The sequence below is a fragment of the Salinimicrobium flavum genome (genome assembly GCF_042684505.1).
GTDB lineage: Bacteria > Bacteroidota > Bacteroidia > Flavobacteriales > Flavobacteriaceae > Salinimicrobium > Salinimicrobium flavum.
The window spans coordinates 238,605-251,566 of sequence record NZ_JBHULT010000008.1; the positions used below are offsets into that span (position 1 = coordinate 238,605).

Genomic DNA, 12,962 nt, shown 5'->3' on the forward strand with positions numbered 1-12,962 from the left:
TAAAAATACCAAATGTTTTTCAATAAGATCTACTGGAATCCTTCCGAAGGAATAGACCTGGGATTCCTAACCCTCCACTACTACAGCTTAATGTTTGTTGTCGCCTTCACCCTGGGCTGGTTCCTAATGAAGCGTATCTATGTACGGGAAAATGTTTCCATTGAAAAACTAGATTCCCTTTTTATTTATACGGTACTCGCTACCCTTATTGGAGCGCGGCTGGGACATGTGATTTTTTATGACTGGGATTACTTCCAACACCATTTACTCGAAATATTTTTACCGGTAAGGTTTGAACCTGAATTTGAATTCACAGGATTTCGGGGTCTGGCCAGTCATGGAGCGGCTATTGGGATAATAATAGCCATGTACATCTATTGCAAAAAAGTACTTCACAAACCTGTTCTATGGATACTTGACCGTATTGTGATACCTGTTGCCTGCGGTGGAATCTTTGTAAGGATTGGAAATTTCATGAATTCTGAGATTATTGGCAAACCTACCAACAGCGACTTTGGAGTGGTCTTTACCAAATTGGGGGAAGATTTTGCACGTCATCCTGCACAATTGTATGAATCTTTTGGTTACCTTATAGTATTCGGGATCCTGTGGTTTATCTATTGGAAAACCGAGAAAAGACAGAAACTGGGATTTATCTTTGGATTGTTCCTGGTACTGTTATGGACCGTTCGATTCCTGGTGGAATTTGTCAAAGAACCACAAGTAGGAGAACGCGTGAACTGGGTGCTTAATACAGGACAATGGTTAAGTATTCCTTTTATCCTGGCAGGATTTTACTTCATGTTTAGACCATCAAAATAAAATACAAAAGATGATCAGAAAAAATGCATTTATAAGCCTCCTTCTTCTTGGAGGCTTTTTTATGGGTTGTAAAGAAAAGACGAAAGCTCCACAGGAGATCACTACTGCGGAAATTGAGTTTAAAAAGGAAGCCGAGGTTTATCTGACCAAGGCCTCAGGTGACACCATAAAACATCTTGAGATCGAGATCGCAGATGACGATTACCAAAGAGAAACCGGGCTTATGTACCGCCAAAAGCTGGAAGATACCCATGGGATGCTTTTCATTTTTGAAAATGAGGAGGAAAGAGGATTCTATATGAAGAACACCCGGATCCCGCTTGATCTGATCTTTCTTGATGCCGATCAAGAGGTGGTAAGCATTGCCCCTGATGCCAAGCCCGGGAGCCTTGAAACTATTCCCTCGGGAGTACCTGCACAATATGTATTGGAAGTGAATGCCGGGCTCTCAGAAAAATGGAATCTGGAAGTGGGGGATAAGCTTATTCTTAACAAGGATTAAATTTTTCCATTTCGCGACTTCATAGCAGCGATCACACACTTCTGTATAAAAAAAGCCTCCCTTTAAGGAGGCTTTATAAGTTTAAGAGATAATCCAGGTTAAGCTACCGGTTCCTTCTCTTTAAGTTTCTTTTTTTCCTGTTGTCTGCTAAGCGTATCATACGTTACAGGAGTTGCAACGAAGATAGAGGAATAGGTACCCACAATAACACCTACGATCAAGGCGAACATGAAACCTCTGATGCTTTCACCGCCAAAAATAAAGATGGCAAGTAGCACCACAAGGGTGGTCATCGACGTATTAAGGGTACGGCTCACAGTACTGTTGATCGCCGCATTTATGGCGTCTTTCTTCGTCCAACTTGGATGCTCATTAAAGAATTCCCTTATGCGGTCAAAGATAACCACCGTATCGTTAAGTGAGTAACCAACAACCGTTAGGATCGCAGCAATGAAGGCCTGATCTATTTCCATGTTGAATGGCATAAATTTGTACGTAAGGGAAAAGATACCCAAAACAATAAGCACATCATGCATTACGGCAACCACAGCTCCCAAACTGAACTGGTATTTTCTAAACCTGAGAAGTATATAAAGAAAGATCACAAGAAGAGAGCCCAGTACAGCCCATATAGAGGCCTGTTTAATGTCATCGGCAATAGACGGACCAACTTTGATAGACTGCATAATTCCCACTTCCCTGTTTCCTTCTCCTACGGCGAAATCATCATAAGAAAGATCGGCAGGTAAATATTGTTGAAGCGCAGTGTACAATTTCTGCTGAATTTCATTATCAATTTCTGTCCCTACTTCATCCACCTTGTATTTAGTGGTTACCTTTATCTGGTTGCTGCCACCATAGGTCTTGGCACTGGCGCTTCCAAATTCGGCAACAAGATCGTTTTCGATCTGGGTTGGATTAACGGCCTTATCAAAACGAACCGTATAGTTCCTTCCTCCAACAAAATCTACCCCCTGGTTTAGACCCTGGGTAAATAGGGAACCAATACTAACAAGAATGAAAATTCCCGATACTATGTAAAAAGTCTTTCTTTTTCCAAGGAAATCAATATTGAGGTTGGCAAAAAGCCCTTTTGTAAAAGAGGTAGAGAAATTAAGGTCTTTTCCTTTTTTAGCATACCCATCAATGAACAACCTGGTAATGAAGATCGCTGTAAACAGCGAAGTAGCAATACCAATCAATAAGGTGGTAGCGAATCCTTTAATAGGACCTGTTCCCAATACCAATAGAATCAAACCGGTAAGTCCTGTGGTGATGTTTGCATCAAGAATAGAAGACAATGCATTGTTGAAACCATCTCTAATGGCATCTTTTTGCAACTTCCCTTTTGCAAATTCCTCACGAATACGTTCAAAGATAAGTACGTTTGCATCTACCGAGATACCAATGGTCAAAACGATACCGGCAATACCGGGTAAGGTAAGTACGGCTCCCAGTCCGGCAAGGATTCCGAAGATGAACAATATGTTCACCACAAGGGCAACGTCAGCAAAAATACCGGCTTTCCCGTAGTAGAAGATCATCCAAAGAAGCACAAGAACCAATGCGATAGCGAAAGACATGATCCCGCTGTCTATAGCTTCCTGTCCCAATGACGGACCTACGATCTCACTTGATATAATATCTGCGGAAGCAGGAAGTTTACCGGCACGTAAAACGTTCGCTAAATCCTGTCCCTCTGTAATGCTGAAATCTCCCGTGATCTCACTTCGGCCTCCTGAAATAGGACCGGTAGAAACACTCGGAGCAGAGTAAACGATATCATCAAGAACGATAGCTATCTGGCTCTGGTTCTCTGAAGCATAACCGGTCATTTCTTCCCAGATCTTTGCTCCTTTTCCATTCATTTGCATACTAACCGCAACACGGCCAACCTGGTCGTAGGTTTGCGTCGCGTCTGTGATCACCCCACCTGATAATGGTGGTTCATTTTGTCTGTTTCCTTTTAAGGCATATAATGAAGCAACGTCACTGTCCTCATCTGTCTTACCCCAAACGAACTTGGCATACCTTTGTTCTGCAGGAAGCAGATTGCGTACCTGAGACATTTTCAAATATTGATTAACCTGCGCAGTGTCCTCCACCGCAAAAGAAGCAAGTACCGGTCCTCCCTGGAATCCTGGAGAAACCATTAATTCCAGAAGAGGGTTGTTTTGCTGTGCAACTTCTGTAGTATCATCAGCTGATTGAAGAAGGGCATCGATCTCATCCTGCTCAGCACCTGCAGTATCAACTGCTTGCTGAGATTCGGTCCTTTCCTGTGCAACAATATCTCTTAATACATTATTTGCCTGCACAAAGAAATTTTGCAATTCATTGCTCTTGTATACATGCCAGAACTCGAGTTGGGCAGTACTCTGCAAAAGCCCTTGTACCCTATCGATCTCTTTTGCACCCGGAAGCTCTACGAGAATTCTTCCTGAATTTCCAAGACGCTGAATGTTTGGCTGGGTAACCCCGAACTTATCAATACGTTTTCTTAAAACTTCAAATGCAGAAGTAATAGACTCATCAATTTTTCTGCGGATAATAGGTTTAACCTCATCGTTATCCATATTGAAATTGATCTCATCGCTCAGACTTTTGTTGGCGAAGACATCGGGAGATGCAAGGCGTGCATCAGGAATTTCGTCAAAGGCTTCAAAGAAAAGATCTACATAATTCTCCTGGCTTCTTTTTTGAGCTTCATCTGCCTTAGCCAATGCCTGGTTGAAGGCAGGATCTTTGGTATTGTTGGCAAGTTCTCTAAGAATGTCTTTTACAGAGATCTGAAGGATCACATTGATCCCTCCTTTTAGGTCAAGCCCTTTATTAAGTTCCTTGTCCTTAGCTGTGTTATAGGTAATACCTGCAATTACTTCTTCGTTCCCTATAGAATCCAGATATCTCTGCTCTTCCCTTTCCCGGAGCGTGACGTAATTGTCTTCATTCTCACTAATCTTTTGCTCTGCGAATGCTTCGGCGTCTTTCTCAATGTTATTTGCAATAAATGTAAAAGACAACTGGTAAATACACACCAGGCCAAACAAAATTGCGAACACCTTGACTATTCCCTTGTTCTGCATTATTCTTTAATTTATGTTCAATTTTTAAAAACGGACAAATATAGGTTTTCAATAATCAAAACCCAATTATTTTTTTTGAAAACCTTAACTCTTTAAGCTAAAAAAGAAGCTGTCAAAAAAAGTAGGTGAATTCATTGATCCCGACAGGTTTTCGAGGGCGAAGAGCCCAAAAAAATCTTTTAAAATTCACTTCGGAAAAAGATCTCTCCAAAGTAGGTTTCATGACGGGGAGAATTCAGCTTTTTCTAACAGCTTCCCTGAAAAATACTGATCGTTATTTCTATTTACTCAGATCAAGTAATCCGTTGGTTTTGGAAACTCCTTCTGAACTTTCTTTTAATTTAGCTTTCTCAGCTTCGTCAAGTTCAATCTCCACGATCTTTTCGATACCGTTCTTCCCAAGGATAACCGGCACTCCAATACAAAGATCGTTTAGGCCATACTCTCCCTCAAGCAATGCTGAACAAGGGAACATTTTCTTCTGGTCATTGGCAATTGCCTGTACCAGAGATGAAACTGCAGCTCCTGGAGCATACCAGGCGCTGGTACCCAGCATTTTTGTAAGAGTGGCTCCACCCACCTTGGTATCTTCGGCCACCTGACTGATCCTGTCTTCTGAAAGGAAAGCAGAAACCGGCACACTGTTGCGTGTTGCAAGACGGGTCAACGGCACCATACCAGTATCGCTGTGGCCGCCAATCACCATTCCTTCAACATCTGAAGCCGGACAATCTAGCGCTTCACTCATGCGGTACTTGAAACGGGCGCTGTCAAGAGCTCCACCCATTCCTATGATCTTGCTCTTGGGAAGGTTTGTTGTTTTGTGAACCAGGTAAGTCATGGTATCCATAGGATTACTTACCACAATGAGAGTTACATTAGGAGAGTGCTCAATAAGACTTGAGGAAACAGATTTTACAATATCTGCATTGATCCCGATCAATTCCTCACGGGTCATGCCTGGCTTACGGGGAATTCCACTGGTGATCACAGCAATATCTGAATTCGCTGTTTTTGAATAATCGTTAGTGGCACCCGTAATCTTAGTGTCAAAGCCCATTAGGGAAGCTGTTTGCATAAGGTCCATTGCTTTTCCTTCAGCAAAATCCTCTTTGATATCGATAAGGACAACTTCTGAAGCAAAGTTCTTAATGGCAATGTATTCTGCGCAACTGGCACCTACAGCCCCTGCACCTACTATAGTAACTTTCATAATATATATTGTTTGATTAATAGTCTTGCGAAAATACAAATAATACCACAGTTTTTATAGGGATATCGGCTTTAAAAGGTCTCTTTTAGATCTTCACATGAAGACCAAGATTAGCGTTAAAAAAGTCTCCTCCCGTAGCCATGGCACTTATCCTGAATACTGAAAAATGCAGGTTGAATCCAAGGTCAGCTTTTAACTGGGTTTGGGCCTCTCCCAGGTTTTTAAGTTGTGAATTGACCTCTCCTAAAGCTATTCCGCCACCGCCCATTTCATAGTCGAATTGGGACCGGGTGGCTCCAAGAGCACCAAAAAGCTCAAAAGCACCCCATCTTTTGGAACCTATAGCTTCCAGCATCCAAAGGTCGGCATCGACACTAATATTATTCATCCTTACCAGGTTTTCAACTGTAATCTCCTTATAATCGTACTCAACAAAAAATTTACTGTATGCAATTGCAGCGGCAATTTGAAAGCTACCGGGATAATTATTCCTGAAGTACTGATTGAAATTATGTTTCAGGCCTGCTCCAAAGGTGCTTGCTGTCACTCCATCAATGGTAACCTCGGGCATGGCCCTAAGGGTAAACTCTGTACCTTTAGGCAGTCCTACCGCTACCTGTGCGAAGGCATGAGGGACATAATCGCGATCTATTCCGTCAAAAGCTTTGAAACGTATAGTCTCACTTGCAGGATCTCCGGTGGCAGGATCTGTATAGCCTATCTCCCCGGTATAATACACATCAGTAAAGCCTCCAAACGCTGAAGGAACTTCTGCAGATTGGGCTCCTTCGATCTCCAGTAGGCGTAACTGACTGTTCTGCAGGGAAAAATTCTTTTCGTCATCTGGAATAAAAAGGGCATTTCCATGTACAGAGACCCTGAAATCCCATTTTTCCAAACTCTCAGCCGAACTGAACCATCCGGCTCCGGCTTGATATGCTGCGCCATCTGCAGCAGGTTGAGCGAAATTACCCGCCAGAGTAAGCATATCAGCTATAAACCGGTCTACATCACTTTCCTGTGAATAGACCACAGAATTAATACAAAAAAACAGAAATACCAGGGGGAGAATTTTATTTTTCACGTCTTGTTATGATTAGATTAGTAAAAATAGTAAAAAATGAATTGGTTAAACAGTTGCCCTTATTAAACAAAAAACCCGCAATAAAATTGCGGGTTTGTATATTAAAATGACTGCAACTATGCATCAATATTGGCGTAGATAGCATTTTTCTCAATAAATTCCCTTCGTGGCGGCACCTCATCACCCATCAACATAGAAAAGATCCTGTCGGCTTCCCCTGTATTGTCGATAGTGACCTGGCGTAGTGTACGAAATTCAGGGTTCATGGTGGTATCCCATAATTGTTCGGCATTCATCTCTCCAAGACCCTTGTAACGTTGTACGCTCACCCCGCCGCTGTATGAAGCTGCAATCTCATCCCGCTCCTTATCGTTCCATGCATAGCGCTTCTTACTTCCTTTTTTGACAAGGTAAAGTGGTGGCGTTGCAATAAATACGTGGCCGGCCTCGATAAGCTCCTTCATATACCTAAAGAAGAAGGTAAGAATAAGAGTGGCAATGTGACTACCGTCCACATCGGCATCACACATGATCACGATCTTGTGATATCTAAGTTTACTTAAGTTAAGGGCCTTACTGTCCTCTTCCGTACCAATGGTCACCCCAAGGGCAGTATATATGTTCTTGATCTCTTCGTTCTCAAATACCTTGTGGCTCATTGCTTTTTCCACGTTCAGGATCTTACCTCTAAGCGGAAGGATGGCCTGGAAATGACGGTCACGGCCTTGTTTGGCTGTTCCACCCGCCGAGTCTCCCTCAACAAGGAAAACTTCACTTTCTTCAGGATCCTGAGATGCACAGTCAGATAGTTTACCGGGAAGTCCTCCACCACTCATAACCGTTTTACGCTGCACCATTTCACGAGCCTTTTTGGCTGCGTGACGTGCCTGCGCCGCAAGGATCACCTTTTGAACGATAGTCTTGGCATCATTGGGATTTTCCTCAAGATAGTTCTCAAGCATTTCTGAAACCGCCTGAGAAACTGCTGAAGTTACCTCACGGTTACCCAGTTTGGTTTTGGTTTGTCCCTCGAATTGCGGCTCCTGAACTTTAACCGAAACAATAGCGGTCAACCCTTCACGAAAGTCATCACCGGAGATCTCAAACTTGAGCTTGTCCAGCATACCGGAAGCATCTGCATATTTTTTTAATGTGGTGGTCAACCCCCGCCTGAATCCGGCAAGGTGTGTACCCCCTTCGTGAGTATTGATATTATTCACATAAGAATGCAGGTTCTCATTGAAAGAGGTGTTGTAAACCATCGCCACCTCAACAGGAATATCATTCTTCTCCCCCTCAATAGCGATCACGTCACTAATAATGGGTTCACGGGTACCGTCCAGGAATTTTATAAATTCTTTTAATCCCTCTTCGGAATGGAAGATCTCAGATACAAATTCCCCTTTCTCATCCTTTTCCCTCCTGTCAGTAAGCGTGATCGTAATTCCCTTATTCAGGAAAGATAGTTCGCGCATACGGCTGGCCAGGGTATCATAATTGTATTCAATTGACTGCTGAAAAATGCCCGCATCCGGTTTAAAGGTCACTACGGTTCCATTAAGGTCTGTCTCTCCAACAGATCTTACCGGGTACATAGGTTTTCCTTTTTCATACTCCTGTTCCCAGATTATCCCGTCACGGTACACAGTAGCTTTTAAATGGTCAGAAAGTGCGTTAACACAACTCACCCCTACCCCGTGCAGACCTCCGGAAACCTTATAGGAATCTTTATCAAATTTTCCTCCCGCCCCGATCTTGGTCATAACAACCTCAAGAGCAGAAACCCCCTCTTTCTTGTGAAGATCAACAGGAATACCCCGCCCATTATCTTCAGTAGTGATAGAGTTATCTTCATTTATGATCACACTAATGGTGTCGCAATGTCCCGCAAGGGCTTCATCTATAGAGTTATCTACCACCTCATAAACCAGGTGGTGCAGTCCCCGCACACCGGTATCCCCAATATACATGGACGGCCGCATACGAACATGCTCCATCCCCTCCAGCGCCTGGATACTATCTGCGGAATAACTGTTTCTTTTAACCTCTTCGCTCATACTTAAATTCGTTAAAATTTTGTCAATACCTATAACGAACAAATATACAAAAAAGCATACTTTTATACCTTACCCTCCCCTGTTAAAGGCCTTAAGTTATCAACAATTTCTGTGGAAAAACCCTCTTCCACACCCATTTGGAGTATTAGGCATTAAACTTCTCAACCTGAGATAAAATATGGGGAGGACTAGAAGAGAAAACCCTGAAAACCTTTTCTTTTTATAGTACAAAAATTTTCAATTATCCACAGTGATGTTTACTCTGATCCTTCTAAAAAACCACACTTTAAAAGCCTTGAATCTTATTCTATAATATTTAACTAATTTTAAAGAAATTTTTAACTATCAACCACTTACTTAAGGTTATATTTAAAACATTACAATAAAAACCATTAATTATGAAAAGAATATTTTTTGCAATAGTATTTTTACTGGGAGGTATAACCGTTCCTCAAATCCAGGCGCAAGATGTACCTGAAACCAAACAGAAAGCCGAAGGACCCAATTTTTCCAAGCTGGATGTAAGTCCCTTGGACGTAGTGCTTTTCCGTGGAGAGAATAATGAGCCTTTGGCCAAAGTGCTGTACAGTCGTCCTCAGGCGAGAGAACGGGAAGTTTTTGGTAAGCTGGTCCCTTATGGTGAAGTGTGGAGAACAGGCGCCAATGAAGCTACAGAGATCACCCTTTTCCAGGATATGCAGGTAGGGGACAAAATCATTAAAAAGGGAACTTATACCCTGTTCACCATTCCGCACGAAAAAGAATGGATTGTGATCCTCAACAATAGTACTAATATTTGGGGCGCATATGATTATCACGTGGAGAAGGACGTTGCCCGCATTACGGTCCCTGTTCGTACCTCAAAAACGAGGATCGAAGCTCTTTCCATGGCCTTTGAACCAATAGAGAACGGGGCGAAACTTCAAATTGGCTGGGATGACCGTTATGTCGAAATTCCTTTTAAAAAGGTCTAGGTTACAAAGTCTTAAAAAAATGCCCCCGAAAAGACACTTTTCGGGGGCATTTTTTATTGCCGTTCAAAACAGGGTCCTATAGTTTTTAAGGAATATTCAAATATTTATGGGTTTGCAGGGATACTTTCCATTTAGGGTTCTGCATGACATATTCCACAATAAGCGGCATCATCTTTTCCCGATTGCTCCATTCGGGTTGCAGGTATAAAATACAATCCTCATTGACCTTGGCAGCCTGTTCTTCGGCGAATTGAAAATCATGCTTATTGAAGATGATCATTTTTAGTTCATTGGCTACCCCATATATTTCTTCTGTTGGCAACTTGATCTTCTTGGGCGAAAGGCAGATCCAGTCCCAGATTCCGCTTAAAGGATAGGCTCCTGAAGTCTCGATATGGATCGTTGCTCCCTTTTCCTTGAGCCCTCCCGTTAGACGGGTCATGTCCCAGGTAAGGGGTTCGCCACCTGTCACCACTACCGTTTTACTATGCTTTACCGCGTTCTCTACTATCTGCTCTACCCCGGTAGGCGGGTGCAGTTTTGCATTCCAGCTTTCTTTCACATCACACCAGTGGCAACCTACATCACAGCCTCCAATCCTAATAAAATAGGCAGCAGTTCCTTTATGAAAACCCTCCCCCTGAATGGTGTAGAATTCTTCCATCAAAGGCAGCATCTCCCCTGCCGCAACCAGTTCATTTATTTCTTTCTCAGTCATAGCGTGCAAAGATAACCAAAAAGGCACAGTCCAAAATGTTTTTCCCATATCTTAAAAGCACCGGCCAAAAAATGGTCTTTTTTTATACTTTTGGGAACACATACTAAAACTTCAATAGCGTGACCGGTCATTTTCCCCTGTTTTTACTGAAAAGATCCACAGCGCTGTTATTGCTCCTCTTTTTAGCTTCCTGCTCTGCAAGTAAAAAGGCCTTTACCGGAATTGATAAAGAACTGAATACCTCTCCCATATTTAAAAAGGGTTTTACGGGATTAGCAGTCTATGATCCCGAAAAAGAAAAAATGCTTTATGAATATAATTCAAACAAATACTTCACCCCCGCCTCGGGAATAAAGCTTCTAACATTTTACGCCTCCCTTAAAGTCCTTGGAGATTCTGTCCCCGCTCTAAAATATACCCTTTCGGGAGATTCCCTGTTCTTTTCGGGCACCGGAGACCCCTCCTTGTTACACCCCGATCTTCCGGAGTCTTCTGTTATTGATTTTCTGAAAAATACTTCCAGGGAGTTGGTATACCTTCCTCCGCTAAAGTCCGAAGAACCGCTGGGACCGGGTTGGGCATGGGATGATTATCCCTATTATTTTTCTGCGGAAAGATCTGACATTCCGGTCTTCGGAAATTCGGTGGTTTTTAGATTTTCCGAAGGCAGCTCAGAACCGGAAATAATTCCGGAAATATTTAAAGATTCTATTAGTTCAGAGCATTCCGAAGAAAGGATCAAAAGAGACCGGCGCAGGAATATTTTCCGCCTGGCGGCAACCCCGGCCAAAAAGGATCTCGAACAAAAAGTCCCGTTTATTACTTCCGAAGAAACCCTATTAAAGATCCTGGAAGACACCCTGGGAAGAAAAATAGCTCTTGCCAGAAAACATCCCGAAAAAAACCTGACTAAAAAAACCTTTTTCAGTATCCATGCTGACAGTCTTTACCGGCCCATGCTACAGGACAGTGATAATTTCATGGCCGAACAATTATTGCGGATAGTTACGTTAGAAATTTCAGATACTCTATCTGTAAAAGAAGGAATAGCGCATATTAAAGAAAACTTTCTCTACGATCTTCCCGACGATCCCGTGTGGGTTGACGGCTCAGGGCTTTCCCGATACAACCTCATCACACCAGGATCTATGGTGAAGCTTCTTGAAAAAATAAAAGTAGAAAGGAATTATGAAAACCTGTTCGTGTTACTACCCGCCGGAGGTAATTCCGGCACCTTAAAGAACCAATTCCTGCATAACGAACCTTTTATATTCGCCAAGACCGGGTCAATGAGCAATAATTACAGCCTCAACGGATACCTGAAGACCGAGAAAGGAAAGATCCTTATCTTCAGTTTTATGAACAGCAATTACACAGTGGCTTCTCCCCTTTTAAAGCAGGAAATGGAGAAGATCCTGAGAACTATTCGAACCACCCATTAACTCAATAGCATGGAAAGAAGAAAATTCATTAGAAATATTGGGATAGGAAGCCTTGCAGTACTTCCGGTCACCGCTTTTGGAAGCACTCCGGAGGAATTCTTTTCTGCAGATACAATTATTCCCGATGCCCTGAATCCCGGAGATAATATTGGAATAGTTAGTCCGGCAGGTGCCATTTTTGAATCGGAACCCTACGAGATCGCCAGGGAAAGTTTCGAGGCAATGGGATTAAAAGTGCAGTTTGGAGCTTATACCAAAAGCCGTCACGGTCATTTAGCGGGAACAGATGAGGAAAGGGCCGGGGAATTAATGGATATGTTTCGGAATAAAGAGGTTAAGGCCATTATTGCCCTTCGGGGAGGAGCAGGTTCTGCAAGGATCCTCGATAAAATTGATTATGGGGTCATTAAAAACAACCCAAAGATCTTTATTGGTTACAGTGATATTACTGCCCTGCACCTGGCAATTTATCAAAAAACAGGTCTGGTAACATTTCACGGCCCGGTGGCGGTATCGACCTGGAACCCGTTTGCCTATTCTCACCTTAAAAAACTCCTTTTTGACCGGGAAGCAGTCGTATATGAAAATCCTTCTGAAAAAGGTTCTGAACTCACCCAAACCAAAAACAGAATAAGGACCATTATGCCAGGAACTGTGAAAGGTGAACTTCTGGGCGGAAATTTATCTGTGCTTACCGGACTAATGGGGACGGAGTATTTCCCGAAAGATTGGAAAGACAAGATCCTTTACCTTGAAGAGGTGGGGGAGAAGATCTATTCGGTGGACCGTATGATGTCCCAGCTCCACCTGGGAGGGGTTCTTACACAGATTAGCGGCTTCGTCTTTGGAAAATGTAACAGCTGCGATCCCGGCGGCAGCGGCTACGGGTCTCTAACCATGGAGGAAGTTATAGATCATTATATCAAACCCTTGAATATTCCGGCTTTTTCGGGTGCTATGATAGGCCATATTGACGATAATGTTACTATTCCCAACGGTATAAATGCAGAAATGGATGCAAAAGAAGGCACCATAAAATTGTTAAGTCCTGCCGTAAAATGAGT

At 42.7% G+C, this 12,962-nt stretch carries 10 protein-coding genes; 5 read left to right on the plus strand and 5 right to left on the minus strand.

Going from position 1 to position 12,962, the window contains the following annotated elements; translation table 11 throughout:
* Nucleotides 1-12 precede the first annotated feature (12 nt).
* Nucleotides 13-822 carry a prolipoprotein diacylglyceryl transferase gene (lgt, locus tag ACFSTG_RS09290; protein ID WP_380751531.1) on the plus strand — a complete coding sequence of 270 codons (810 nt, stop codon included), beginning with the start codon at nucleotides 13-15 and terminating at the stop codon, nucleotides 820-822.
* 10 nt (nucleotides 823-832) lie between these two features.
* Entirely contained in the window at nucleotides 833-1,324 is a 492-nt protein-coding gene (locus ACFSTG_RS09295) for a DUF192 domain-containing protein (RefSeq protein WP_380751533.1), read from the plus strand.
* 98 nt (nucleotides 1,325-1,422) lie between these two features.
* Here ACFSTG_RS09295 and secDF read toward each other — a convergent pair whose 3' ends face one another.
* The 4 genes from secDF to gyrB form a co-directional block, all read right to left on the minus strand.
* Nucleotides 1,423-4,410, minus strand: coding sequence for a protein translocase subunit SecDF (gene secDF / locus ACFSTG_RS09300; RefSeq protein WP_380751535.1), 2,988 nt, complete (start codon nucleotides 4,408-4,410; stop codon nucleotides 1,423-1,425).
* Nucleotides 4,411-4,690: 280 nt separating this feature from the next.
* The gene (gene mdh / locus ACFSTG_RS09305; protein WP_380751538.1) at nucleotides 4,691-5,623 is read right to left on the minus strand and encodes a malate dehydrogenase; all 933 of its coding nucleotides are present in this window, start codon (nucleotides 5,621-5,623) and stop codon (nucleotides 4,691-4,693) included.
* An 85-nt stretch (nucleotides 5,624-5,708) separates the two neighbouring features.
* A complete protein-coding gene (locus ACFSTG_RS09310; protein ID WP_380751540.1) occupies nucleotides 5,709-6,707 on the minus strand; it encodes a DUF6588 family protein in 999 nt (332 codons plus the stop codon).
* A 116-nt stretch (nucleotides 6,708-6,823) separates the two neighbouring features.
* Entirely contained in the window at nucleotides 6,824-8,764 is a 1,941-nt protein-coding gene (gene gyrB, locus ACFSTG_RS09315) for a DNA topoisomerase (ATP-hydrolyzing) subunit B (RefSeq protein WP_380751542.1), read from the minus strand.
* A 398-nt stretch (nucleotides 8,765-9,162) separates the two neighbouring features.
* On the opposite strand from gyrB, the gene ACFSTG_RS09320 reads away from it, so the two are divergent.
* Nucleotides 9,163-9,738 carry a DUF2911 domain-containing protein gene (locus tag ACFSTG_RS09320; RefSeq protein ID WP_380751545.1) on the plus strand — a complete coding sequence of 192 codons (576 nt, stop codon included), beginning with the start codon at nucleotides 9,163-9,165 and terminating at the stop codon, nucleotides 9,736-9,738.
* A gap of 85 nt (nucleotides 9,739-9,823) precedes the next feature.
* On the opposite strand, the gene ACFSTG_RS09325 is transcribed toward ACFSTG_RS09320, so the two are convergent.
* Nucleotides 9,824-10,456 carry a 7-carboxy-7-deazaguanine synthase QueE gene (locus ACFSTG_RS09325; protein ID WP_380751548.1) on the minus strand — a complete coding sequence of 211 codons (633 nt, stop codon included), beginning with the start codon at nucleotides 10,454-10,456 and terminating at the stop codon, nucleotides 9,824-9,826.
* 119 nt (nucleotides 10,457-10,575) lie between these two features.
* Here ACFSTG_RS09325 and ACFSTG_RS09330 point away from each other — a divergent pair, with 119 nt between their 5' ends.
* Both ACFSTG_RS09330 and ACFSTG_RS09335 read left to right on the plus strand, forming a co-directional pair.
* The gene (locus ACFSTG_RS09330; RefSeq protein WP_380751549.1) at nucleotides 10,576-11,898 is read left to right on the plus strand and encodes a D-alanyl-D-alanine carboxypeptidase/D-alanyl-D-alanine-endopeptidase; all 1,323 of its coding nucleotides are present in this window, start codon (nucleotides 10,576-10,578) and stop codon (nucleotides 11,896-11,898) included.
* Nucleotides 11,899-11,907: 9 nt separating this feature from the next.
* Nucleotides 11,908-12,960: a S66 peptidase family protein gene (locus ACFSTG_RS09335; RefSeq protein WP_380751552.1), complete on the plus strand. Its 1,053-nt coding sequence runs from the start codon at nucleotides 11,908-11,910 to the stop codon at nucleotides 12,958-12,960.
* Nucleotides 12,961-12,962: the final 2 nt, after the last annotated feature.